27 protein-coding genes are annotated in these 23624 nt (G+C 69.4%); 12 read left to right on the top strand and 15 right to left on the bottom strand.

Features of this window, described 5'->3' with window-relative positions:
- Position 1: 1 nt before the first annotated feature.
- Entirely contained in the window at positions 2 to 2083 is a 2082-nt protein-coding gene (locus tag BS329_RS20100; RefSeq protein WP_076162745.1) for a fibronectin type III domain-containing protein, read from the bottom strand.
- A gap of 125 nt (positions 2084 to 2208) precedes the next feature.
- Here BS329_RS20100 and BS329_RS20095 point away from each other — a divergent pair, with 125 nt between their 5' ends.
- On the top strand, positions 2209 to 3525 hold the full coding sequence (locus BS329_RS20095) for a type VII secretion protein EccE (protein WP_084749956.1): 1317 nt from the start codon (positions 2209 to 2211) through the stop codon (positions 3523 to 3525).
- Here the strand turns inward: BS329_RS20095 and BS329_RS20090 are convergent.
- On the bottom strand, positions 3518 to 3994 hold the full coding sequence (locus BS329_RS20090; RefSeq protein WP_076162744.1) for a TspO/MBR family protein: 477 nt from the start codon (positions 3992 to 3994) through the stop codon (positions 3518 to 3520). The two genes, BS329_RS20095 and BS329_RS20090, sit on opposite strands and share 8 nt — an antisense overlap.
- Positions 3995 to 4071: 77 nt before the next feature.
- On the opposite strand from BS329_RS20090, the gene BS329_RS20085 reads away from it, so the two are divergent.
- Together BS329_RS20085 and BS329_RS45195 are read left to right on the top strand one after the other, a co-directional pair.
- A complete protein-coding gene (locus BS329_RS20085; protein WP_076162839.1) occupies positions 4072 to 4815 on the top strand; it encodes a nucleotidyltransferase domain-containing protein in 744 nt (247 codons plus the stop codon).
- A 126-nt stretch (positions 4816 to 4941) separates the two neighbouring features.
- Positions 4942 to 5067, top strand: a complete 126-nt coding sequence (locus BS329_RS45195) for a hypothetical protein (RefSeq protein WP_279628170.1) — start codon at positions 4942 to 4944, stop codon at positions 5065 to 5067.
- A gap of 363 nt (positions 5068 to 5430) precedes the next feature.
- Here BS329_RS45195 and BS329_RS20080 read toward each other — a convergent pair whose 3' ends face one another.
- The 3 genes from BS329_RS20080 to BS329_RS20070 all read right to left on the bottom strand — a co-directional run bounded on the left by BS329_RS20080 (position 5431) and on the right by BS329_RS20070 (position 7270).
- Positions 5431 to 6222 (bottom strand): SigB/SigF/SigG family RNA polymerase sigma factor, encoded by a 792-nt coding sequence (locus BS329_RS20080; RefSeq protein ID WP_076162838.1) that lies wholly within the window; start codon positions 6220 to 6222, stop codon positions 5431 to 5433.
- A gap of 118 nt (positions 6223 to 6340) precedes the next feature.
- Positions 6341 to 6682 (bottom strand): STAS domain-containing protein, encoded by a 342-nt coding sequence (locus tag BS329_RS20075; RefSeq protein WP_076162743.1) that lies wholly within the window; start codon positions 6680 to 6682, stop codon positions 6341 to 6343.
- 39 nt (positions 6683 to 6721) lie between these two features.
- Positions 6722 to 7270 (bottom strand): hemerythrin domain-containing protein, encoded by a 549-nt coding sequence (locus tag BS329_RS20070; protein WP_076162742.1) that lies wholly within the window; start codon positions 7268 to 7270, stop codon positions 6722 to 6724.
- A gap of 98 nt (positions 7271 to 7368) precedes the next feature.
- Between BS329_RS20070 and BS329_RS20065 the strand changes: the two genes are divergently transcribed.
- The 4 genes from BS329_RS20065 (at position 7369) to BS329_RS20050 (ending at position 10536) form a co-directional block, all read left to right on the top strand.
- Complete coding sequence (locus tag BS329_RS20065) at positions 7369 to 7746, top strand: VOC family protein (protein ID WP_076162741.1); 378 nt, start codon at positions 7369 to 7371, stop codon at positions 7744 to 7746.
- 168 nt (positions 7747 to 7914) lie between these two features.
- Positions 7915 to 8664 carry a GAF and ANTAR domain-containing protein gene (locus BS329_RS20060; RefSeq protein ID WP_076162740.1) on the top strand — a complete coding sequence of 250 codons (750 nt, stop codon included), beginning with the start codon at positions 7915 to 7917 and terminating at the stop codon, positions 8662 to 8664.
- 58 nt (positions 8665 to 8722) lie between these two features.
- Entirely contained in the window at positions 8723 to 9508 is a 786-nt protein-coding gene (locus tag BS329_RS20055; protein ID WP_076162739.1) for a GAF and ANTAR domain-containing protein, read from the top strand.
- Between the two features lie 68 nt (positions 9509 to 9576).
- Positions 9577 to 10536 (top strand): NsdA family TPR-like regulatory protein, encoded by a 960-nt coding sequence (locus BS329_RS20050; RefSeq protein ID WP_076162738.1) that lies wholly within the window; start codon positions 9577 to 9579, stop codon positions 10534 to 10536.
- Positions 10537 to 10648: 112 nt separating this feature from the next.
- Here BS329_RS20050 and BS329_RS20045 read toward each other — a convergent pair whose 3' ends face one another.
- The 5 genes from BS329_RS20045 to BS329_RS20025 form a co-directional block, all read right to left on the bottom strand.
- A complete protein-coding gene (locus tag BS329_RS20045; RefSeq protein ID WP_076162737.1) occupies positions 10649 to 12010 on the bottom strand; it encodes an MATE family efflux transporter in 1362 nt (453 codons plus the stop codon).
- Positions 12007 to 13065 carry a PLP-dependent cysteine synthase family protein gene (locus BS329_RS20040; protein WP_076162736.1) on the bottom strand — a complete coding sequence of 353 codons (1059 nt, stop codon included), beginning with the start codon at positions 13063 to 13065 and terminating at the stop codon, positions 12007 to 12009. Before BS329_RS20040 ends, BS329_RS20045 begins: the two co-directional genes overlap by 4 nt.
- Positions 13062 to 14408, bottom strand: coding sequence for a type III PLP-dependent enzyme domain-containing protein (locus tag BS329_RS20035; protein ID WP_076162735.1), 1347 nt, complete (start codon positions 14406 to 14408; stop codon positions 13062 to 13064). The genes BS329_RS20040 and BS329_RS20035 overlap by 4 nt, the downstream gene beginning before the upstream one ends.
- Positions 14399 to 15382 carry an ornithine cyclodeaminase gene (locus BS329_RS20030; RefSeq protein ID WP_076162734.1) on the bottom strand — a complete coding sequence of 328 codons (984 nt, stop codon included), beginning with the start codon at positions 15380 to 15382 and terminating at the stop codon, positions 14399 to 14401. The genes BS329_RS20035 and BS329_RS20030 overlap by 10 nt, the downstream gene beginning before the upstream one ends.
- A gap of 96 nt (positions 15383 to 15478) precedes the next feature.
- Positions 15479 to 15967, bottom strand: a complete 489-nt coding sequence (locus BS329_RS20025; RefSeq protein ID WP_076162733.1) for a periplasmic substrate-binding domain-containing protein — start codon at positions 15965 to 15967, stop codon at positions 15479 to 15481.
- A 365-nt stretch (positions 15968 to 16332) separates the two neighbouring features.
- On the opposite strand from BS329_RS20025, the gene BS329_RS43455 reads away from it, so the two are divergent.
- A complete protein-coding gene (locus tag BS329_RS43455; RefSeq protein ID WP_158075815.1) occupies positions 16333 to 16500 on the top strand; it encodes a hypothetical protein in 168 nt (55 codons plus the stop codon).
- Positions 16501 to 16607: 107 nt separating this feature from the next.
- Entirely contained in the window at positions 16608 to 18914 is a 2307-nt protein-coding gene (locus BS329_RS20020; RefSeq protein ID WP_244197227.1) for a PQQ-dependent sugar dehydrogenase, read from the top strand.
- A gap of 103 nt (positions 18915 to 19017) precedes the next feature.
- On the opposite strand, the gene BS329_RS43915 is transcribed toward BS329_RS20020, so the two are convergent.
- From BS329_RS43915 to BS329_RS20000, 5 genes are all read right to left on the bottom strand, one after another.
- Positions 19018 to 19161, bottom strand: coding sequence for a hypothetical protein (locus BS329_RS43915; RefSeq protein ID WP_167480018.1), 144 nt, complete (start codon positions 19159 to 19161; stop codon positions 19018 to 19020).
- 98 nt (positions 19162 to 19259) lie between these two features.
- Positions 19260 to 19799 (bottom strand): hypothetical protein, encoded by a 540-nt coding sequence (locus BS329_RS20015; RefSeq protein WP_244197226.1) that lies wholly within the window; start codon positions 19797 to 19799, stop codon positions 19260 to 19262.
- A 110-nt stretch (positions 19800 to 19909) separates the two neighbouring features.
- Positions 19910 to 20992 (bottom strand): MAB_1171c family putative transporter, encoded by a 1083-nt coding sequence (locus BS329_RS20010; protein ID WP_076162732.1) that lies wholly within the window; start codon positions 20990 to 20992, stop codon positions 19910 to 19912.
- On the bottom strand, positions 20989 to 21471 hold the full coding sequence (locus BS329_RS20005) for a M78 family metallopeptidase domain-containing protein (protein ID WP_076162731.1): 483 nt from the start codon (positions 21469 to 21471) through the stop codon (positions 20989 to 20991). The genes BS329_RS20010 and BS329_RS20005 overlap by 4 nt, the downstream gene beginning before the upstream one ends.
- 2 nt (positions 21472 to 21473) lie before the next feature.
- On the bottom strand, positions 21474 to 21896 hold the full coding sequence (locus tag BS329_RS20000; protein ID WP_143253121.1) for an XRE family transcriptional regulator: 423 nt from the start codon (positions 21894 to 21896) through the stop codon (positions 21474 to 21476).
- 156 nt (positions 21897 to 22052) lie between these two features.
- Here BS329_RS20000 and BS329_RS19995 point away from each other — a divergent pair, with 156 nt between their 5' ends.
- The 3 genes from BS329_RS19995 to BS329_RS43450 all read left to right on the top strand — a co-directional run bounded on the left by BS329_RS19995 (position 22053) and on the right by BS329_RS43450 (position 23113).
- Positions 22053 to 22319 carry a hypothetical protein gene (locus tag BS329_RS19995; protein ID WP_076162729.1) on the top strand — a complete coding sequence of 89 codons (267 nt, stop codon included), beginning with the start codon at positions 22053 to 22055 and terminating at the stop codon, positions 22317 to 22319.
- A 32-nt stretch (positions 22320 to 22351) separates the two neighbouring features.
- Positions 22352 to 22645 (top strand): hypothetical protein, encoded by a 294-nt coding sequence (locus tag BS329_RS19990; protein WP_076162728.1) that lies wholly within the window; start codon positions 22352 to 22354, stop codon positions 22643 to 22645.
- A 315-nt stretch (positions 22646 to 22960) separates the two neighbouring features.
- Positions 22961 to 23113: a hypothetical protein gene (locus BS329_RS43450; protein ID WP_158075814.1), complete on the top strand. Its 153-nt coding sequence runs from the start codon at positions 22961 to 22963 to the stop codon at positions 23111 to 23113.
- Positions 23114 to 23624 lie beyond the last annotated feature (511 nt).

Here is a 23624-nt window from a genome sequence, read left to right as displayed (position 1 = left end):
GTCACGACGGCACACCCCGCCAGGTGTCCGTGGCGGTGCCCGCCGAGGTCTTGATGAAGGCGTCGATCGTGATGGCGCCGACCCAGGTGACCTCCGGGATGACCAGGGTCGTCGCCCCGGAACAGGCCACCGGCTTGGTCTTGGTGAAGAACTCCGCCTGGCAGGTGGCCGACGCGCCCTTGCCGTCCGCGATCACCGAAACAAACAGTGAACCGTCCCTGCTCCGAACCTGGGTGATCGTGATCGTCGGTGGCCCCGAGACCACCGGCACGGTGACCTTCCGGCTGCCCGCGGCCCCGGTGAGCGCCGCACCCGAACCGAACTTCGTCACCGCTCGGACCGTGATGGTGATGGCGCCCTTGACCCCGGTGAATTCCGTGGACCTGGCCGAAAGCTTGCGCTCGCCCTGGCCCGTCGCGCTCACCAGGTAGTGCACCAGCGTGCCGCCGCGGAGGTCGGGCTGGGTCCAGCTCACCGAGACCTTCCCGTCGGCACCGGCGTTCGCGGTGACGACCGGGGCCGTGGCGGGCCGCGACGACGGTCCCGGGACGACGGCCTTGGCACTGGCCCCCGCCCCGGCGCCCGCCGAATTCTCCGCGACCACGGTGATCACGTACGGGGTTCCGTTCTTCAGCCCGGAAACGGTGGTCCCCCGTGCCGACCCGCCGACCCGCATGGAACCGCCGGACCAGGTCAGCCGGTAGCCGGTGACCCGCGCGCCGTTGTCCGCGGCCGGGCTCCACGAGACCTTGATCGAGCCGTCCCCCGAGGTCGCGCCCACGTTCCTCGGCGCACCGGGCGGAGTCGCCCTCGCAACCGGCGGAGGGGTCCGCTTCTGGGTGTTCGGCGGCGCCTGTTGCTGTTGTTGTTGCTGCTGCGGCGGCTGCTGTTGTTGGGGCGGGGGTTCCGCACCGGGCGGCGGTTCCGGGGCCGACGACGGCGCACCCGCGGTCTGGCTGTCGGCTGCCTTGTCGACGTCGACGTCGAGCACCGCGCCGTTCTCTCCGTTGACGACCAGCACGTGCGAACCGTCGGCACTGTCGACGTAGATCCGGTCGTCCTCCCCCTTGGCCAGCCTCGGCGGGGTTCCCTCGCCGGGCACCTTCGCGGTGGACTTGAGTGTGCCCGCGAGGTCGTAGGTCAGGACCTCGCCGCGGGTCTCGTCGACCATCGCGACGACGTTCGACGAAGAGACCGGGCCGTTGAACCGGCTGCCCTTGGTCAGCTCGACCGAAATCGGCTTCGCGGACGGGCGGTCCTGGTCGAGCCCGCTGACGTCGATCAGGTGGAGCTGGTTGCGCTCCGGGTCGGCGATGGCCAGCCGGTCACCGACGGCGCTGTTGGCCACCTGGGCCGACGGCGAAAGCTTGATGCCGAGCGGGAGGGCTTCGCCAAGCCCGTCCGAGCCGACCCGGTGGAGGCTGTCGCCGGTGGTGTCGAGCACGACCGGCCGGTCGCCGACCAGCGTGAGCCCTCCGCCGTGCGACGGCGGGAGGTGCGCGGTGCAGGTCAGGACGGCGGCGCCCTTGGGCAGCTCGCAGATCGCGCCGTTGTCGACGCGGTGCGCCCACACGGTGCCGTCGACGGTCGCGACCGGCCGGGACAGTGGCCCCCCTGCGGGCACTGACGCGGCCGGATCGCCGAGGCGCACGACCTGACCGGCGTTGCGGTAGACCAGATACGGCCCGCCCGCGATCTCCATCACGAACGGGGTTTCCGGCGCGGGCGGCGGGGTGGACTCCTCCACGCTCAACGTCGCCTTGTCGAACTCCGTGATGCGGTTCCGCTCGACCACGTAACCCGAATCGTCCCCCTGCACGACCTGGCTGCCGCGTTCGGCGCCGGGCACGTTCGCGCGCGCGTCGACGCGGTTCGTCGAGCCGTCGACGTGGAACGCCGACTGGGCGGCGTCGTTGTAGACCCAGTGGCCGACCTGGACGAACTCCAGGCCTTCCGGGGTCGACGCCTGCCCGGTCACGGCAAGGCCGACCAGCGCGAGGCAACCCGTGACCACGAACGCCACGGCCATCCTGGTCCTGGCCACCACGCTGAATCGCTTCGTGCCCCGCTCGTCGGTGTTCACGCGATCAAGCTAGAGAACGACCATGAAATTTCGATGAAACAGCCTGTCCCGGCACTGACGCCCGTGTCATCGAAACCTCATGTTCGCCTCGGCACGCTGCGGGGGACACGGTTTGAGGAGGCACGATGACCGATCTCGGCGCGGCCAGGACGGGCGGGCGGTTCCCCGCGCCGCCCCCGCCGCTTCCCCAGGCGGCACCGGCCGTACCGCGGGCCGGGGCCCTGCCCGACCCGCTCGCCTACGCCGCGCCCGCCGCGCGAGCCGCCGCTCGCGAGGCCGCGCTGGCCGCCCTGACCGCCGCTCGCCAGGCGGAGCAGCAACCGCGGTGGTCCGCGACGGCGTCCGTTCCCACACCGATGCCCAGCCCTCCGCCGTCGAATCCACCGGCGCCCGCTTCAGGACGGCGTCCTGGCCGGTTCGGCGGGATCGGCGTGCCGCACATCGTCTGCTGGCAACTCGTCCTGGTCTCGCTCGTCCTGGTCGCGGGACGGCCCTGGCCGGTGGCGGCCGCCGTGGTCACCGCGGCCGTGGTGGTCGTGGCGCTCACCGCCGTGCGGATCCGGGGGCGCTGGCTCTACGCATGGCTGGGTTCGGCGTCGGGATACCTGGCACGCGACCGCGACCGTGACCTCCGGAACGCGGGCGAGGCAGGCCGGGCCCTGCTGCGCCTGCTGTCGCCCGAAGCGGCCGGGTCAACCGGCGAGATCGGTGACGAAACAGTGTTCATGGTCAGCCGCGCCGACGGGATCACCGCTGTGCTGCAACCGAAATCGGCCGCGAGGGACCAGCCGATGCCCTCGCCGCTGACGTTGCTGCCGCCGTCGCGGGAAGAGGCCCTTGACGTCGCCGCGCAGGTCATCCACCACGTCGGCGCGGACCGTTCGCGGCCGCCGCGTGGCTGGGTCGCGCTGCAGGCCCTGCGCACGGTCGACGTCCACCGCGACGCCGATGTGCGGCAGGCACTCGGGAACACGGTCCGGCGCGTGCGGCGGCAGCTTCGTCGCGACGGGCTTCCGGTACGGGCACTCGCCGAAAACGAGGTCCTCGGCGCGCTCGCGTCGCTGGCGCACGTCACGGCTGGCCGGGCCCGCATCCGGGAGGAATGGCGGTTCTGGCACAGCGGCCCGATCTGCCAGGCGACCTTCCGCCTCGACGGCTGGCCCGCGCTGTCGCCGGTGCTCTCGGCCCAGCTTTCACGCCGTCTGCTCGCCGCCGCGCCCCATGCCGCGGTGACCCTCGCCGTGACCGCGCGCCGCACCGCCGCCGAGACCGAACCCCGGGTAGGCGCGGCGATCCGCGTCGCCGCCGCGAGCGCGCAGGCGGTGGAGCACGCGGTACGGGATCTGGAACTCGCCGCGCGCCGGGGCGGACTCACCTTGGAACGTCTCGACGGCAGGCACGCCAAGGGAGTGGCCGCCACCTTGCCGATCGGGGTCAGTTGAGCACGACGATGGCGACGTTGAGCGCCGTCGCGTACAGCGTCCAGCCGAGGTACGGCAGCAGCAAAGCGGCCGAAACCCGGGAAGACCGGCGGAAGTACAGCGCGGTGACGACGATGGCGACGTCGAGCACGAGGATGTCGGCCAGTGCGAGGCCGTACGCGCCGGCGGCGAAGAACAGGGGAGTCCACGCGGCGTTCAGGACCAGTTGCGCCGCGTACCAGACCAGGCCCCGGAGCTCGCCGCCGGATTTCCAGTACAGCCAGCCCGAAACCGCGATGCCGAGGTACAGGACCGTCCACACCGGGCCGAACAACCACGCGGGTGGCGCGAACGGCGGCAAGTCGAGTCCACTGTAGACGGATCGGGCGTTCGAGGCGGCCAGCCCTCCGACGACCGCGGCCACCGCCACGGCGGCCAGGAACGGCAGAAGGGCCAGTGGTGCGCGGAGCCGTCCCGCTGTCGTGGTCATGAATCGAGCGTAAGGCCGCGACCAGGGGCTCGCGCGCTCAAAAACCCTTGACGTACGCCCGTAAGATCGACTGCGCGATGAACGACGAGACCTTCCTTGCCCACGTGGCCGACACCTTGGCCGCGCTGCCCGCCGTACACGCCGTCACCCTCGGCGGATCCCGCGCCCAGAACACCCATGATCCCGGCAGCGACTGGGATTTCGCCGTCTACTACCGCGGCGGCTTCGACCCGGCGGATCTGCGCGCCGCCGGCTGGGAGGGCGAGGTCTCCGAGATCGGCGCCTGGGGCGGGGGCGTGTTCAACGGCGGCGCCTGGCTCACGATCGACGGCAGGCAGGTCGATGTCCATTACCGCGACCTCGACTCCGTCGAACACCACCTCGCCGAAGCGCGGCAGGGCCGGTTCCACTGGGAGCCGTTGATGTTCCACCTCGCCGGGATCCCGAGCTATCTGGTGATCGCCGAACTCGCCGTCAACCGGGTACTGCGTGGCGAGCTGCCGCGGCCGGACTACCCGGAAGCGTTGCGGGAGACGGCACCGGTGCTGTGGCGGGGCCGCGCGGAGCTGACGCTGCGGTACACCCGGGGCGCGTTCGTCCCGCGCGGGCAGGCCACGGAGGTCGCGGGCGCGCTGGCCGTCGCCGCCATGGAGACCGCGCACGCGGTGCTGGCGGCCCGCGGCGAATGGGTCACCAACGAGAAGCGGCTGTTGCGGCGAGCGGGCTTGCGCGAGATCGACGCGATCGTCGCCGATCTGCGCACGGACCCCGAGGCCCTCGCCAAGGCCGTCGACGAGGCGGAAGCCCTGTTCCGCCGCTAAGCACGCGAAGTCGCGGTTCACGAGTGCGGGCGGCCGCCTGGAAATCGTGTGGCGGGCGTCACGGAATGACCGGCGATCTTCAGCGCTACAGAGAGGTAAGACCCGTACTTAACCCAAGGGAGTGACATGTCCGCTACCGCCACGCCGGAAGAGACCACCCTGACCGTCCCCGCGCTCGACGACTTCGACTTCCCACTCGCCGACGGAGCCGCTTGCCGCATCGAAGACCCCGACTGCGAAGCCTGCCAGTAAGTACAGAAGGCCCCTTCGTTCCGCCTAGACGGTTGATTCCGTGAAGGTGGCGTGAGTGGGTGACTGGTGAGGTATCGGTCGTGGCGGTTGGGACTCCGGTCGAGACGGGCGCGCTGCGGGGGTGATGGTCCCAATGCCACATTGGGGGCGCTGAGCGCCTCCAATGTGGCATTGGGTGCAGTGGCTGCGGGCGTTTACAGCGGNNCGGACGAACGGCAAAACCCTCCACCTCGCGCGATCTTCACGGAACCAACCGTCTAGGTCAGGGTCCCGGCAAAGTAACCGTCTGACCTGCAAGATCCGACTTCGCCGTGACCCTGATCCAGGCGCCAGGAGGAGGCCTTCACGTACTTGGTTCCGAAGTCACCGCGCGTCGGCGAGCCGCGCACGCAGGTCGTGCAGGATCTTCGTGAGCAGCCGGGAGACGTGCATCTGGGAGAGGCCGACACGTTCGGCGATCTGTGACTGGGTCAGGCCGTCGAAGAACCGCATCGTGACGATGGCCCGTTCCCGTTCCGGCAGCCGTTGCAGCAACGGGACCACGGTGTGGCGGTCCTCGATGAGTTCGAAGCGGGCATCCAGCTCCCCCACCACGTCCGCCAAGGGAGCCGAGCCCTCGCCGTCGCTGACCGGCCGGTCGAGAGATGACGTCTGATAGCTGTTCGCGGCGAGCAGGCCCTCCCGGACGGTGTCGACGTCCAAGTCCAGGTGGCCGGCGAGTTCACTGGGGGTCGGAGCGCGACCGAGGACCTGCGTGAGTTCCGTGGTTCCCCGCGAAAGCCGGGCACGCAGCTCCTGCATCCCGCGCGGGACATGCACCGCCCAGCCGGTGTCGCGAAAGAAGCGGCGTACTTCGCCCATGACCGTCGGGACCGCGTACGCCACGAAATCCACGCCCTGGCCGGGGTCGAACCGGTCCACCGCCTTCATCAGCCCGATGCGGGCCACCTGGATCAGGTCTTCCCGCGGCTGACCTCGTCCACTGAACCGGACCGCGATGTGTTCCGCGATCGGCAGCAATTCGAGGATCAGGCGTTCGCGCAGCCGCCGCCTGCCCGGATGCTCGGTGGGCAAGGCGGCCAACTCGTCGAACAGGGGGCGGCAGTGCGAATAGTCGTCACTCCGCCGCTTCCTTCCGCCCTGAGAGACGGGCACGACGACCTGGTCGTCCACCAGGGATGCAGTACTCACCGCCGACATTCCTCCACTCCCGTCGTCCCTCTCCCTAATACCCGGAGTTCCGGGACGGCAAACATCGACGGGAAGCCGAGACCTACTCGGCCACCCTTAACGTCGACAGCAAGCCAGTGAGTTCGATGGCCCGGTACACCACCTTCGAGGGCACTACTTTCAGCTCGATGCCGGACTCCGCACAAGAACGGCTCAGCTGGAGCAGCACGGACAGCCCTGAGGAATCGCAAAAGCCGACACCGGTCATGTCGATCACCGCGACGCCCGTCCGGCCCGCGAGCAGCGCGCGGGTCTCCGTCAGGAGCCGGGGACTGGTGGAGATGTCGACATCACCCGCCACTTCGACGGTGACGGCATCGTGCGAGCGCTCCGCCTCGATCACGGCAAGTGGAGCAGGGTGCCCGATTCCGGTGTTGAACGCCATTCAACGAAGGTAGGAGTCCTCAGGCAAGACCGCAACCGTTCACGACTTGAGAACCTGCTTGAAGATCTCCTCTTTGGCCATCTTCGACGCACCCGCCACCCCCGCGTTGCGAGCCTGGGTCAGCAGCTCTTCCTTGGTGGCTTCGCCGGGCCGATCGCCGAGGTGCAGGGTCCGGCCTGCCACGAACGCGTCACCCAGCTCGCGTCGCCGCGGCTCGTCGAGTTCGCGTCGCATCTTCGGCAGGATCGTGGACTCCTCTTCCTTCACGTGATGGGTGACGGCCTCGACCAGGTCGGAGAGCACCTTTTCGAACTGCTTCGAGGCCGGATCGGTGTTGTTCAGCTTCACGAGCAGTTGCTCGGCCTCGGCGTGCTCCTTCTGGCCATGTGCGACGTCTTCGGCCTCGGACGCCTCGTTTGTCGCGGCCGGGTAAACGTGGGCTTCTTCGGCCCGGCTGTGCGCCGTGAGCAGCGACGAAAGCACCGGAACGAGCAACCGCCGTTTCTCCGGGTGCTTCTGGAGTTCGTCGAACAGCCGCTCCACCTCGCGGTGGTCCTGCATGATCAAGTCCACGACATCACCGGTCACGGTCGCCTCCTCGGTTCGGGATCGTTCTGCGCCAGGAGTACCCGGCGCCCGGCCGGTTCACTCCTCCCATGCTCGGGAGAACCGGTTATCCTCGCCGCATGGCCTGCCGAATCACCGAACTCGTCCTCGACTGCGCCGATCCCGTCCGGATGGCGGCGTTCTGGTGCGAGGTACTCGGGTACGTCGAACTCGGCAAAGAGGACGACGACATCGAGATCGGCCCGCCCGGAACCGGCTTCGGCGGCCCTCAGCCCACCCTGATCCTGAGCCGCAGCGACGACCCGAAGCCCGGAAAACTCCCCCTGCACCTGGACGTGAACCCCACCGACCGTGATCAGGACGCGGAGCTGGAGCGCCTGCTCGCCGCCGGCGCGCGGCCCGCCGACGTCGGCCAGTCCGGGACGGAGTCGTGGCACGTGCTCGCCGACCCCGAAGGAAACGTGTTCTGCCTTCTCCGCAAACGGCTCGACCCTTGACGCACTGTCCACATCGGACTGGCCGGGTACCCGGGGACGACGGCCGGTTCTGTCCTCGCCCTCCAGCGGCTAAGCTCGACGTGATCCGTTGAGCCCGAGCGGTTCGTCGCGGGACGACCGACGGTGGCCGGGCCCGCTCAACCGGCGCAGGGAACGGAGCGGACCACGATGACCGAAGAGTCCCCGCGGAACGGGCAGCTGGACGAGCTGGCCGCCGCCATGACGGAACTGACGCGCACGTTCGAGGCCGACACCCACGACGGGGAGATCCTGGCGACCGTATGCGCGGAAGCCGTGCGTGTCGTGCCAGGGGCGGATATGGCCAGTATCACCGCCATCGATTCCGGGGCGGCGGTGACCGTCGCCAGCACCGACGAACGCGCCGTCGCGATCGACCGGATCCAGTACGGCACGGGAGACGGGCCCTGTCTGCAAGCGGCCCGCAGCGGGAAGATCGTCCGCCTGTCGGTCGGCTCCGCCCAGCGTATGTGGCTGGACTTCACCACCTCCGCCCGGGAGCTGGGGGTGGGCAGCTACCTCGCCGCGCCCTTGCACGTCGATGACCGGCTCCGCGGCGCTCTGAATCTCTTCGGCTTCGGCGACCACGGATTCCGCGACAGCGACGCGCACCTCCTGAACCTGTACACCTCGGTCGTCACGTTCGGGCTGCGCAGCGATCAGCGCTATCGCGACGCGCGCTCGCTCACTTCGCAACTCAAGGAAGCCATGCGAACCCGCGGTGTGATCGAGCAGGCGAAGGGCATCCTCATGGCCATCCACCGGATTTCGGCCGATGAGGCCTTCGGACGGCTGGTCACCGAATCGCAGCACAGCAACACGAAACTCCACGACGTCGCCGCCCGCTTCGTCGAAGAAGTCACCGCCGGTGAAAGTGACGCGGCGCCTCGGACCAGGTGAAACCGCCGGATACGGAGCATCCGGTGAGGAACCCCCAAGCTATGGAGAATGGTCACTTATGGCGGACGAACGAGCCTGGCAGTGCGACAAGGCCGGTTTCGGCTCCCGCACGAACGAGTCGGCCGGCCCGCTCTCCGAGCAGTTCGTCGAACTCACCCGCCTGCTGCTGGCCGCCTCGACGCCAGCGCAAGTCCTCCAGCAGGTCGTCGACGCCGCGTACCGGGTGGTTCCGTGCGCCGATCTGGTGTCGGTCACCCTCCGGGCGCCGGACGGGACCTTTCACACTCCCGTCGCGACCGGTGAGGTGGCTTCGGAGCTCGACGAGGTGCAGTACCGCGCCGGAACCGGGCCTTGCGTCGATGCCGCCGACACCGGGAGCCCCGGGCACGTCCGCAGCGACGACCTGACGACCGAGCGGCGGTGGCCGGAGTTCGCCCAAGCCACCGTGAAGCACGGCTTCACCTCGATCCTGTCCACCGTGCTGGTGCCCCACCCGGAACCACCGAGGCTGTCGGGGGCGCTGAACATCTACGGCCGCCGCCTCGGCGCCTTCGACGCCACCGCCCAGGACACCGCGCTGCTGCTGGCCACCCACGGCTCACTCGCCCTGGCGAGCACCCAGGCCGTGAACCGGGCGGAACTGGAAGCGAACCACCTCCGGCGAGCCTTCGAATCCCGCGACGTCATCGGGCAGGCGAAAGGGATCCTCATGCAACGCCGCGGCCTCAGCGCCGATGAGGCCTTCGACCTGCTGCGCCGCACCTCCCAGGATCTCAACGTCAAACTCGCCGAGGTCGCCCACACTCTCGCCACCCGGCACACCGAACTCGAAATGCCGGACTGACGCCCGGTTTCGGACGGATCAACTCCGGGTAGCCGGTGACCGGGGCATGACTTACGTGAGGTGAGTTCATGACAACGACCGGGAAAAACAAGCCGAACCGCATCGGCATCGCCGACGTCGAGCGGCTGGAAACCGCGATCGACGTCCTGCGGGCCTTGGACTACCGGCAAGGCGGGGCCTTCAGCCGGGACGCGGTGCACGTCGTGAAAACGGTCAGTCTCCTGCTGCATTGGGGCGCGGTCCCCGCCGCGCTCCGTTCGCGGCTGCTGACCGTGCACGCCGATCTGCACAATCTCCTGGGCTGGACGGAATTCGACATCGGCCGCCGGGTACCGGCACGCATCCGGTTCGACCGCGCGCTCGAACTCGCCACCGAGGCGGGGAACGACAGTCTCGTGGCCAACATCTGTTATCGCCTCGCCAGGCTGGCGCTGCACCATCACGACGTCGAGGGCGGGCTGAGCCATCTGCGCCGAGGGCAGGCCGCCGCCCACCGGTCCGGTTCCCGGCGGGCGCAGGCGATCCTCACCGTCAACGAGGCGTGGGCGCTGGCCAAAGCCGGTGACGAGCGGGCCGCCCTCGCGAGTCTGGTGCGAGCGGAGACCCAATTCGAAGCCGCGGACACCTGGGCCGCCGCGCGCCCTTGGGAAGCCTTCTTCGGCACCACGGACATGACCGCGATGCGGGGTACCGTCCTGACCGAACTGGCGCAGGTGGTCGCCCCGCGGCACAGCGACGAGGCGATCGGCCGGCTTCGCGACGCCACCGGCAGCTACGGCACGGAAATGTCCCGCAGCCTGGTGCTCACCCTGATCATGCTCGCGCAGAACCACGCGCTCCAAGGCGATTTCGACGAGGCGGTGCGCACCGGCACCGAAGCGGTGGACCTCGCGCGCGGCCTGGGTTCCACCCGGCCCAAGGACCGGCTCGCCCCGCTGGCGGACCTGCTGCGCGAAAACGCGACCGATTCCGGCTCCCGCGACCTGCTCGACAAGATCGACCGCTACCGAGCCGAACCAGCCCCGTGACCTCCGGCGAACACCCGTGCCTGGATGGACAACACTCAAGATGTCCGTCCAAGCACACGTGTCGTCCGTCCAGGCACGCGTGTTCGCCAAAGCGGGCAGGGACAAAGCGCGACTAGCGGGCTAAACGCCGTCCGAGCAGGACCGCGGTCGCCGCGAAACCGAGGCACAGACCCGTCCAGACACCCCAGCCTCCCCAAGCGAACACGTGGGCGCACAAGACCATGGCGGGCATACCGACCATCCAGTACCCGACGAGGGTGCAGCGGAGCCCGGAAGCGGTGTCGCCGAGCCCGCGCAGCAAGCCGACGAGGATGTTCTGGGTTCCTTTGCTGTACTGCTGCGCGATGGCGAACAGCAGCAGGGTCGACGCGGTGCCGAGTACCATCGCGTCCGCCTCACCGTGCAGGAAGGGCCACAACAGGACCTGAGGCACCACCAGGTATCCCAGGCTCACCACCGCCATGAAACCCCACGAAAGGGTGAGCGCCTGACGCGCGATCGCCGACGTCCGCCGTCGCTCGCCATGGGCGACCGCACGGCTGACCAAAAGGGACGATCCCTGTGACAGCCCGATGTTGACCTGGTAGACGATGTAGGCGAGCTGGTTCGCGACGTTCGACGCGGCGAGCATCGCCGGGCCGAAAGCCCCCATCAGCACCGTCGCGATCGAGGTGATCGCGGCTTCCGATCCGTAGGTGAAACAGATCGGCGTCCCATGACGGAGGATGTGCCGGACCACCGCCGGATCCGCGCGCCAAAGCGCGAGCGAAACCATCGGGCGCAGCCGCGGGTCCCGGCGGACGGCGGAAGCGAACACGGCGAGGGTGAAGAACTGGACCAGCGTCGTCGCCAGGCCGATCCCGGTGACACCCAGTTCGGGCAGCCCCGCCCAGCCGTAGACGAAAGCGGCGTCGAGGGCGGCGTTGACCGCGATCGACACGCACGTCACCGCGAGCAGGGAACCCGGCCGCCGCAGTCCGACGGCGAACTGGCGCAACACGTTCAGCCACACCATGGGGAACAACCCGCCTGCCAGCGCGAACATCATCGCCCCGGCGAGCGAGACGATCTCCGGCTTCTGGCCGAGCAGCGGCAAAGCCGTCGCCAGTCCACAAAGGACAGCCGCGCCGATGGTCGCGGTCAGGGTCGCGACGAGCAGCGCCGACCGCAGGAGCGACCGGATCTCCTCCCTGGCCCGATTGTCGAGTTCGTCCGTGCCGGTGCGGAGTTCACCCGCCCCGGCCGCCGTCGCCACGAGGTTCCCGACGCCGGTGACCATCCCGACGCACATGGTGCGGATCTGGTTGTACAGCAGGATCGCCAGCCCGCCCGCCGCCACCGCGGTCACGCCGAGCAGCCCGAGCATCGCCAGGTCGACGCTGGTGAGCGCCACCTGTGCCAGCTGGATGCCCGCGATCGGCGCCGCCAGCGCGAGGAGCGCCCGGTATCCGCGCGTCGCGACCACCGTGCTCACGCGCTCACCGCCACCGGCGCCGACCGAGCCCGCCTGTCACGGGTGGCCACCCGCACGGACTCGGCGTACGTGGTGAACCAGCGGTCCATCCGGCGGTGGGCCAGTTCGTCGAGCACTCCCCTGGCACGCAGCCACTCGTCGTCGTAGACCGAGTCGAGATACTTCTCGCCGGAGTCGTTGCACAGCACCACGACGGTGCTCCCGGCTCGGTAGGAGTAGAGCCGCCGGAGCGCGACGTGGATCGCGCCGCCGGTGGTCCCGCCGACCAGCACACCGGTACGCCTCGCGACGACACGGGCGCCGGCGAAGGCGTCACTGTCGGACACGCGGTGGGCTTCGCCGATCACGGACCGGTCCACGTTGTCCCCCACCGGGAAACCGGCCGGACTGCCCGCCCCGGTCTGGTGATAGAGCCCCGGCGCGCCGCCGAAGATGATCGAGCCGACGGGTTCGACCGCCACCGCGTGGGTGTCCGCTCCCGCCGCGCGCAGGGCGCGGGCCGTCCCGCACAGGGAGCCGCCGGTGCCGATCGCCGCGACGAGCACGTCGACGTCGCCGAGCTGCCGCACCAGTTCCCGTGCCAGCCCGGCGTATCCGTTGCCGTTGCCGGGATGGTTGTGCTGGTCGGGATGGTAGGCACCGGTTTCGGCGGCGATACGGGCCGCGATCCGCCTCCGCTGAACCGAGCTGACCCCGCCGCCGGGCGGGCCGTCGACGAACACCAGTTCCGCGCCCAGCGCGCGCAGCATCCGGAGTTTCTCCTTGGCTGCGTGGTGATCGACCACGGCGGTGAACCGGTAGCCGCGCTCCAGCGCGACCAGCGCGAGCCCGTTCCCGGTGTTGCCGGAGGTGGGCTCGACGATGTGCCCGCCGGGCCGCAGGCGGCCGTCGAGTTCCGCCTCGTCGATCATCTGCCTGGCCATGCGGACCTTGCAGGAGCCGGTCGGGTTGAGGTGGTCGAGCTTGAGCAGCAGGCGTGTCCCGGTACCGGTGCGCGCGAGCTCCAGCAACGGCGTGTTCCCGATCAGATCGGACGCGCGCTGGACGATCGTCATCGGATCTCCTGGATCGGGTGGTCGGTGTCGAGATGCCAGCGGTCGCCGTCGAGCACGACCTTGGGCGGCAGGGGAAGCTGGTGGAAGCCGCTCTCGTTCTTGTCCATCTGGTAGCCGGCCGTGTTGGGGTACACGAGCAGGTCGCCGGTCTTCGGCCGCGCGGGCAGTTCCACCGCGCGCCAGGTCAGCACGTCGTACTCCATGCAGCTGGAACCACCGACGATGGTGCGCACCGGCGCGCCGCCAGGACCGTCCTGGCGGACGAGGACCGGGTCGGGCAGGAATTCACTGCCCTTCCACTGTTCCGACAGGCTCATCGACAGACCCGCGACCGTGGTGATCAGGTGGTCTTCGGCGGGTTTGCAGCCCACCACCGGGAACACCGAGAATCCGGCGCCGTCGACCAGCGCCCGGCCCGGTTCGAGCAGCAGCTCGATCCCGGACGCGCGCAGGAGATCCGCCAGCGGTTTCCCGGCGATCTCGTGCCGGAGGATGGCGGTGACCATGGCCGCGCCCGTCGGCGACTGGTGATACGGATAGGTCCGCGCCGGGTTCCGGCAGGCGTGGAACCAGCCGTCGTGCCTGCCGGACTCGAACCGCGCCCAATCGTCGGCGTCCACATAGGACACGGCGATCCCGCCGCCGATGCTGATCTCGGACGCGGGGTGTCCGAGCGCGCGGGCGTCCCGGCAGAGATCGATCAGATACGCGGCGAGTTCCGCCCTCGGCACCGGTTCGTAACCGTCCAGGTGGAACGAGAACCCCCGCAGGACGACCGGACCCGAACACCGCCGCACCGCCGCTGTCAGCGCGTCGGGGGCGAAGCCGAACCGGCTCCCCGGTGCCGACGGCGGACGCACCCGCAGCAGCACCTCGGCGGTTTCCCCGATCTCCGTGGCCAGCCGCGTGACGCGCTCCAGTTCGTCGGCCGCGTCCACCGCGATGAGACAGCGATGCCGCAGGGCCAGCCAGAGCAAACCGTCCGGTTTGGCCGCGCCGGTCACCCCGATCGACTCGCCGCGCAGGCCGTTTCCGAGGGCGTGCACCAGTTCGGGCACGCTCGCGACGTCGACCCCGGTGCCGGGACGGGTGCATTCCCGCAGCCACGCCGCCGCCTTGTTCGCCTTCTTCCCGTAGTAGACCGTGCCCTCGACGTGTTCGGCGGCGAGCGCCGCGACCATCGCGTCGAGGTTTTCGGCGAAGGACGCGGGATGGATCACGTGGAACGGGCCGCCGCCGACCCCGCGGGCGATCTCCCACAGGGTGCCCGAGTCACGCAACCGGTGTGCCCAAGGGCGTTCGAGCGCGGGCAGGGGCGGGGACAGGGTGTCGATCAGGTCCACAGGGCCACCTCGCGGCCTCGGCCTGCCGCGATGGCGCGGGCGGCCAGCGCGTGCGCCACCGGGATGTCGGTGATGATCATGCCGCTGCTGAAGGCGAACACCCGGTCTTCGTCACTACGACGCCCCGGCGCGCGACCGGCGAGGATTTCGGGCAATTCGGCGTCGATGCGGAAGACGCCGTCCGGGCCCGCCATCCGCTGCCCGGTCACCTCGACCTGCGCGCCGTTGGTGGCCACGGTGTAGTCGGCTTCGGCGAGCGTGCCCTCCTGGACTCCCTTGCTGGCCACGGAGATCAGCAGCCCACCCGGCGGCAGCCAGCCGAGGCGGATCTTCGGGTGCGCGGCCCGGCCTGACGCGGCGACCACGATGTCGGCCTCACGCGCCGCGGCCTCGACGTCGTCCACGAGTTCGACGTCGCGGTCCGGGAACCGTTCCTTCAGCGCCGCGACGCTGTCGCGGAGGCCGTCGGGATGCGTGCCGAACAGCCGCAGCCGTTCGAGGTCCGGCAAGGCGGTGAGCAGGTACGGCAGTGTCCGGATCCCCTGTGCGCCGGTGCCGACCATGAGCGCGGTGCGTGCCCCCGGCCGGGCACAGGCGCGCGCGATCAGCGCGGTGCTGGCGGGCGTGCGGGTGGCGCCGACACGGTGGCAGTCCATGAGCGCGAACGGCAGGCCGGTGCTGTCGTCGTAGAGGGTGATCGTCGTGTAGTACTTCTCGGCCGACGTGCTGCCCTGCCGATAGCTCGTCTTGAACGCGGCCTGTTCGAGGGAGCCGTCGTAGCCGAGCATCGAGTACGCGACGGCGTCCCGTGCCGCATCCGGCATCGGCACCATCAGCTTCGCCGGGTTGCGCGACGCTCCCGACGCGTAGGCCAGGTAGCCGTCTTCGACCATGGTGATCGCCTCGTCCGGGGCGAGTTCGAGGTGGTGCAGATCCGTTCGCGTGAGGATGTGCAGCAAGGGGCCGGGATTCATCGATCGACCTTTCTTGTGGACAGGGTGGTGGCCGGTACGACGACCGCGTCCCGGATTTCGAGAACGCGATCGGAGCACGCGCCGACCAAGGGCAGGTCATGGCTGTCGAAAGTGAGGTCCTGCGCGGGATCGCAGGCGTCGCCGAACAACGGGGTGACCGGCGCCCCAGTACCCGTCGCGCGCGGTGAGGGCGACCTGATCGGGCCGCAGTTCCGTCAGCGCGTACGGACCGGTCCCGATCGGGCGGTCACCCAGCGGCAGCTTGTCCGCCGGTCCGGGCGTCGCCAACGACTCCGACGGGTGCGGCACGTCGCCGTACGCGCCGTTCAGCGGGGAATCGAAGTTCGCGGCGATCGGCGACGCGAACTTCGGATCGACGACGGCGTTGTACGTCGCCGCGTCGTCCTCGGGCCCGAAGGGTGCCCCGTCGGAGAGGCTGACGCCCTTCCGGGTCCGCACTCGCCAATGGCCGAGGTCGCCCTCGACTGGTTCGGGCGCTCCCTCCGCGAGCACCGGCACCGCGTCCGGAATCCGGTCGTCCTGACCTTCCGCGACGCGGTACCACGACGAACTTGTCCGATGCACCCCTGACGCTCCGGGCGCGCCACAGCCCACGAGGGCGGCGGCGGGGCTGGCGATGAGCGAAGTGGCGAGCAGGCGCCGTTGAAGGGAAGCACGGCGGCAGCTTAATGAAAATGATAGTCTTTATCATTAACTGTGAGGCGTGTCACTCCTCCGGTGAGATTCAGTGCCGAGCACGGGTAGGTGGCCGGTCCAGTGGGTCGTGAGTGGGTGGCTCGATCAAGCTCCAAGACCGGGCGACCTCGACGCCACGACCACCTGGACCCTCTCGGTACCGGCCTCTTCCCCGAGTACAGGAAGGACCCCTTCCCGCACCGGCAAAGTCGGGACCTTGCAGGTCGGACGGCGGCCTCGGCGGTTCCGGATCGGTGAACAAGAGCACCGCGACGACGACGGCCGGCAACACGAGCGCCGTCGCCCGCGCGACGATCCGCGGTGTCCGGCTCATGGCCATCACCTTGCCCCGCCTTCCGCTGATCAGCCGAAACCAGCATGAAGAAACCTTCGTGCTGGAAGCTCCTTCGGCGTGTCTTTAGCGTTTTGTGCGCATTTTCCCTAAGAGCCGTAACAACTTTCGGGTTCCTGGCGCCATACCCAGAGCTATCGCGTTCTTTCCGGTCCCTGCGCAGGAGGAGTTCGTGTGATGGGTTCTCGTCGTTCGCTGTTCCCTCGAAGATCACGGCGCACGTTGGCGGTGGGCGTGATCGCGCCACTCGTCGGCGCTCTCGCGGTCGCCCTCGTCGCCGCGGCGCCCGCCCAAGCCGCGGTGCCCGCCGGTTTCACCGACACGGTGGCGATCGGCGGGCTCAGCTCGCCGACGACCGCCGCGTTCGCGCCGGACGGCCGCGTGTTCATCGCGGAGAAGAGTGGTCTGGTCAAGGTCTTCGACTCGCTCTCCGACACCACCCCGACGGTCTTCGCCGATCTGCGCCCGCAGACACAGGACTTCTGGGATCGCGGTCTGCTCGGGCTGGCCGTCGACCCCGCCTTCCCCGCCAGGCCGTACGTCTACGTGTCCTACACCCTCGACGCGGTACCCGGCGGCACCCCGCCGCGGTGGGGTGACACCTGCCCGACCCCGCCGGGCGCCACCGACAAGGGCTGCGTCGTCACCGGCCGCGTCTCCCAGCTCACGATGGGCTCGGCGGGTACGGCCGTCAGCGAGAAACCGCTGGTCACGGGCTGGTGCCAGCAGTTCCCCAGCCACTCGATCGGCGCACTCACCTTCGGTCCGGACGGCGCCCTCTACGCGGGCGGCGGCGACGGCGCCAGCTTCACCTTCGCCGACTACGGCCAGGTCGGGAACCCGTGCGCCGACCCGCCCTCACCCGCCGGGACGAACCTCACCCCGCCGGCGGCCGAGGGCGGCGCGCTGCGTTCGCAGTCGCCGCGACGTGCCGCCGGGGAACCGGTGCTGCTCAACGGCGCGCTGCTGCGTCTCGACCCCGACACCGGCGAAGGCGCGCCCGGCAACCCGTTCGCGAGCAGCACCGACGCCAACGCCCGGCGCGTGATCGCCTACGGCGGGCGGAACCAGTTCCGGTTCGGCTTCCGGCCGGGCACCCGCGAGCTGTGGGCGGGCGACGTCGGCTGGGACACCTGGGAGGAGATCAACCGCGTCGCCGACGTCGGTGACAGCGCGGCCGAGAACTTCGGCTGGCCCTGCTTCGAGGGCGGTGCCCGGCAGGCCGGTTACGACGGCGCGAACCTCAACTCGTGCGAGTCCCTGTACACCGCGGGCGGGCAGGCCGCGCCGTACTACGCCTACAACCACAACGCCAAGGTCGTGGCGGGCGACGCGTGCCCCACCGGCGGCTCCTCGATCAGCGGTATCGCCTTCGAGTCCGGGAGCAATTACCCCGCCGAATACTCCGGCGCGCTGTTCTTCTCCGACTCCTCGCGAGGATGCATCTGGGCCATGCAGACCGTCGCGGGCCAGCCGAGCCCGAGCCGTCTGGTGCCTTTCGTGACCGGCGTCAACGTTCCGGTGCAGGTACTCACCGGCCCGGGTGGCGACCTGTTCTACGTCGCGCTGGGCAGCGGTGAACTCCATCGCGTGAGCCATCCCAGCGGTACCAACCGGCCGCCGGTCGCGGTGGCCACGGCGAGCCCGTCGAGCGGGCCCGCACCCCTGTCCGTCCAGTTCGACGGCACCGGCTCCACCGACCCGGACGCCGGGGACACCCTGACCTACGCCTGGGACCTCGACGCCGACGGCGCGTACGACGACTCGTCGGTCTCCCGCCCCACCTGGACCTACACGGCGGTCGCCGCCGTCGACGCCGGACTGCGGGTGACGGACTCCCACGGGGTGAGCGCGACCACGACGGTCCGGGTGACCGTCGGAAACCCGGTGGGCCTCGATCCGGTGCCGGTGATCGACACCCCGACCGGCACACTGACGTGGTCGGTCGGCCAGACCGTGCCGTTCTCCGGGCGCGCGGTCGACGCCCAGGACGGCCAGCTCCCGGCCTCGGCGCTGTCGTGGCGGCTCGCGATCCGGCACTGCGCGACCAACGGCACCTGCCATACGCACAACGTCCAGGACTTCCCCGGCGTCGCGTCCGGCTCGTTCGTCGCGCCGGACCACGACTACCCGTCGTACCTGCAACTGACCCTCACCGCGACCGACTCGAGCGGCCGCACCGGAAGCAAGACCGTCGACCTGCAGCCGAAAACGGTGACACTGGACTTCACCTCCAGTCCCAGCCAGGCGATGCTCACCGTCGGCGGGACCCAGCAGCGCACACCGTTCTCCCGGACGGTGATCGCCGGCTCCACCAACTCGATCAGCGCGGACAGCCCGCAGAACCTGCCACCGCTCAACCTGAAGTACGCCTTCACCAGCTGGGCGCACGGCGGGGCGCGGACACAGAACATCGTCGCGCCGGGCACGTCCACGACCTACCGGGCGAACTACCGGCTCTGCTGGCTGGTGAACCCCTGCTGACCGTCCTTTATGGACGCCGGTGTTCACCGGGCGGGACTCCTTGAGGGACCCTGGGCCCCTCAAGGAGTCCCTCACGGATCTGGGGACGCCACCGCGGTCTTACCTACGCCGAGGTCACGAGACCGGATTCGAGGTCGTGGTCGTCCTCCTGCCGCGTCCGCGACACCATCATCGTGACCAGGTCGAAAATCGGCGTCGCCTCCTTCGGGAAGGAGTCCCCCTGCTGGTGCGCGCTCTCGGCGATCATGGCCTGCTACTCCTCAAGAGTGACGACTACATCGGTCGTTCACCCTAACGGCCGAGCCCATGGTGACGGGCCGTATTCGGAGTTTTCGTGCGAGCCAGTCAAGGAGCCGGCGGCTGGTGATGCTCGCAGTCCGGCTTCGGGCACGCGGCGGCGTTCCGCACGTTCCAGGCCGCGACCATCGACTCGTACCGCCGGGTGAACCGGGCGTCCCGCCGCGCACGCCACACCGACGGGACCACCCTTCGGGTCACCAAGAACTCGTCAGGCGCGTAGTCGTTGCCGGTACCGGCCACCTCCATCCCGGCGGCCGTCAGGATGGCCCTCATCGCCGCGGACATCGCCTCGCCGATCGAGGACAGCAACCGCCTGAACGCGGCGCATTCCTCGCCTTCCCGATGCGGGTCCTCGAACCAGGCCTCCTGTGCCGCGTCGACAAGGACGTCGTGCTCTCGCCAGTCGACCAGCACGCCACGCAGATCCGGCATGTCGACCGTCACGACCGCTCCGGCGGTCCCCGTCGGGCCGTCACCAGGGACCACCGGCAATCCGGCGGCGGCCAGTTCGGCCTGAACGAGATCGCGCAGGGCCTCCAGCTGGAACCGTCGCTCCGAGCCGGCGGGGGCAGGGGTTTCCGTCATGACGGAATCCTCGCAAACACCTACGCCGAAACCGGCCTGGCCGTAGCTGGAGGCAGCACGTTCGGGGTGGTCGATGAACGGGTTTCGGTTGTGGTGGACCCCTCAGTCCACTATGGACGGACGTCCGCCATCGCCCGTTCCCGCACTTCCTGGACGACCCGGGAGTGCGTGAACGCGGACGACACCGCGCTCAGCCAGGCACTTTCCTCCCGCATGCTGGGGTGCACGTCGTCCGGTCCGGCCGGATGGCGCGGCCAGCTACGGCCGGCCTCCCGCATCACCAGCGCCGCCGCGAGTTCGGCGGCGGCGTGTGTGGGTTCGTCGACCGGGGTGCGGAGCCAGTCCCCGAGATGCGGCGGAACGTGTGCCCGCAACGCCAGCAGGCCGTCACGGATCTCGATCACCCGGCGGTACAACGTGAACTCGATGTCGTGGCGTACGGGCAGGGCGATCTGCGGCTGGGCGGCGACGAGTTCTTTCCACAGCGGTGTCACCGCACGGATCCCCTGCCACGCGCGCACCAGCCGGAGCGCGCCGTCCCAGGTGGTGAACAGCCCGCCGAGGACCCACAGCACCATCGCGCAGAGTCCGACAAGACGGGCCCGGGGCAGGAAGTCCAGATCCGCTAGGTCGGTGATCTCCAGCCACAGCGAGGGAAGCCCGGAAAACACCACCCACGCGATGGTCGTGACGGCGGCGCAGACGAGGATCCGCAGACCTGTCCGGAACGCCCCTCGTGGACGGCCCGCGGCGCTACGGGCCACGGTGCGGGTGAACGTCACCAGGCACGCGACCCCGTACGCCGTGAGGCTCACCTGATAGACCACGACGCTCCAGCGCCATTGAAACCCTGGTGTGCCCACTTCGAACCGGTGCGGGGCGAAATCCAGGTAGCACAGGACCATCAGCGCCCAGCACAGCACGATCGGCCAGAACGCCGTCGGCTTCTCCGGGGACCGGGCACCGCGGACCAGCTGCACCAGCGCGCGCATCGCGAGCAGTTGCAGCGCGTTGGTGACCAGCCGCGGGAGAAGTTCGTCGCCGGCCAACCGGACCGTGGCGTCGGCGGAGACGGCGAGGCCCGCCGCCATGCTGAGAAAGAACACGACCAGATGCTTCGGCCCGGCACGGACCGCCACCAGCCGGACGAGGCCGATCAACGCCAGCAGCCCCGCGGACAGGTAGCTGATCATGAACCGAGGGCGTGACGCAGCCGATCGGATCCGGGACCGGTGCTCACCGCGCGGCGCATGAGCAACGACGCGACGAGTTCGGCCTCTTTCTCTTGCTCCTGCGCGTAGGTCGTGCGGCCGAGGACCCGGCGGACCAGGTCCACCGACAGGGAGGGCGTGATCATCGCGGCCACCGTCTCCGGCAGCAGCTCGCCTTCGACGTGCCCGCACAGCAGATGACCGAGTTCGTGCAGCAGGATGTGCCGCTGGTGCAACGGGGACGTCTCTCGCGTGTAGAAGACGTAGTCCGCTCGTTCGGTCGCCGCGAGCACACCGCACGGCGCCCCCGGCCGCGCCTCGAGCGCCACCAGCTCGATGGGCCGCCCCCGCATCGCCGCGACCTCACCGAACAACGTGGTGACATCGAACGGATCCGGCAGTCGCACAGCGGACGCGATGCGCTCACATCTGCGCCAGAGCGCGCTCTTCCTGCCAAGCATGGCTACTCCCCCTGATCACGCTTGGCCTCGCGCCGTTTGATCGCCTCGACGATATCGGCCACGGTGCCGAGCCCCTCCTCGGACAATGTCACCGCACGCAACGCCAGGTCGCGCACCGCGCTGTTACGCAACGCTCCCAGCAACTCGATCTCTTCGGCAAGTGCCCTCCCCTGTTCGTCGTCGAAGAAGTACGCGGGTGGCACCTGGAAGAACGCCGCGAGCGCTTCGAGGTGCCGTTTGGTCGGGTTGTCCCGGCGGCCCGTCCGCAGTTGCCAGAGATAGACCGCGGAGAACGACTCGCCGGTGCTCTCCCGGCAGGCCCGCGCCACCTCCTCGTGACTGTGCTGCTCACCGTTGGGCCGCCGAACCACCTGGAACAGGCGGTCGATCCGGTCGGTGAGCGGGGTCGCCCGCGGTTCGGTCATCATCACCTACATTAGCTGAAATGAATATTGTCGGACTGCCCGTTCACAAGAGTTGACAACCGTGACGGCACTCCCTTAACGTCTTCCACGTTAGCTGAGATGAATGACTGAGGGGAGTCGGTCAATGTTGGCTGACGACCCGGAGGGGAAGTTCCCATGAAGAAGTTCCTGACCGCCGCGGCACTGGCAGCGGCCGCGATGACCATGTCGGCGTCGCCGGCTTTCGCCGTGGAGACCGGAGAGTTCCAGGGCAGCGGCATCGGCCCGGGCCCCTCGGCCGCCATCACGTCGGCGGAAAAGGTCGCCCGCACCTACGCCCGCAACACAGGCTGGCTGGACTCGCAGTGTTACGTGCGCGGCAGCGACGTCCGGTCGCACACGAGCTACTACAGCGCGGTCGTCTGGCTTTTCTGCCGGCGCTGACGACTCATCCGGAACCAGGGAGGGAAACGAATATGACCAGGATGATCTCCCGCGGCGCGGGGGCCGCGATCCTCGCCGGGCTCATGACACTCGCGCCGACGGTGGCGAGTGCCGCGACGAGCACGCAGGAGACCCGCGCGTTCCTCGGGACGACTGTCGAGAAGACTTCGGCGTCGGCCAAGCGGACGGCGTTGCAGCAGGCCTACGACCACGCGGCCGTTTACGGGTACACGCCCGATCAGTGCGTGACCATCCACCTCTACTCGGTGAAGATCAGCTTCGTGATGTACCGGGGTGAAGCCGGGATCCACTGCACGAAACCGTAGATCGCGATCGGCCCGGAGCGGCGACCCGCCACCCTGTCGTCGCTTCGGGAACCCCAGTGGCCGTGTCGCGAAAGCCACTTTCGGGACATCAGACGTCCTGAAAGTGGCTTTCGCGACACCCTGAGACAGGCGCGCTCTAACAGTACCGGCGCACCGGATCGCCCGGAATGGTGATCGAGTGTTCCCGCTACGCGACGACGGGCTGGTTGGGTCCGTTTTCGGGCGCCGATCACCGCGTGGTCGACGAGGTCCGAATTGCTGGCCCAGGCGAGTAAGACCTGTTTTCCCCGGCCGTCCGGTTCGGCGAGATCCAGCTTGAAGGTCACTGCCCGGCTCGACCGGAGTGGCGGCGGGCAGGGTGGGTGGCGTAATGACGAGGTCTGCCTGCCGATCGCCGAGCAGTACCGCCGCTGCCGCATCGAGAACGCCCACCGCGCCGAGCACAAAGCCGTAACGCATCCGGAATGAGCGACCAGCCTCGGCAGGCAGATCTCTTCGTGCTCGCTCGACCCCGGGAATCGTCGCCATTTCGGTGCACCGCGACAGGACCTGCGGCCATTTCGGCGAGACAGGCGGCGTCGTTCCGGCGCTCTCCAGCCCCCGGCGTGCGTAACGTCGCTGACCCGGAATCCGTTGTGCGGCGACACCGGCTCGGCCTTGAGCTTCCGCGGCTCGGCCAGGACAGCCGAGTTTCAGCGACAGGCATCTTCACCAGGCCTCGTTAGGGCGCAGTCCCGAACTTGCCGGTATGCATCAGGACGAGCAGGCGTCCCGCCTTGAATTCTTCTTCGCCGGTGAGCCGTTCGGGCGAGCCCGACCGCGCGCTCGCCGTCACGTCCGCTCGCGGCTTCAGCCAGCCGCTGAGCGATCGAGGGCCGCCATTGAAGCCACTACTTCCAGTGGACGCCGCGGCAGCCGACAAGCCACGCCCCCTTGAAGTCTAAAGCCGTGGCAAGCAGACCATAAAAAGCGTCGCAGG

Origin of the sequence: Amycolatopsis coloradensis, from assembly GCF_001953865.1 — a bacterium.
GTDB lineage: Bacteria > Actinomycetota > Actinomycetes > Mycobacteriales > Pseudonocardiaceae > Amycolatopsis > Amycolatopsis coloradensis.
The sequence above is the reverse complement of the archived record's forward strand: the minus strand, read 5'-3'. Positions and strand labels throughout refer to the sequence as shown.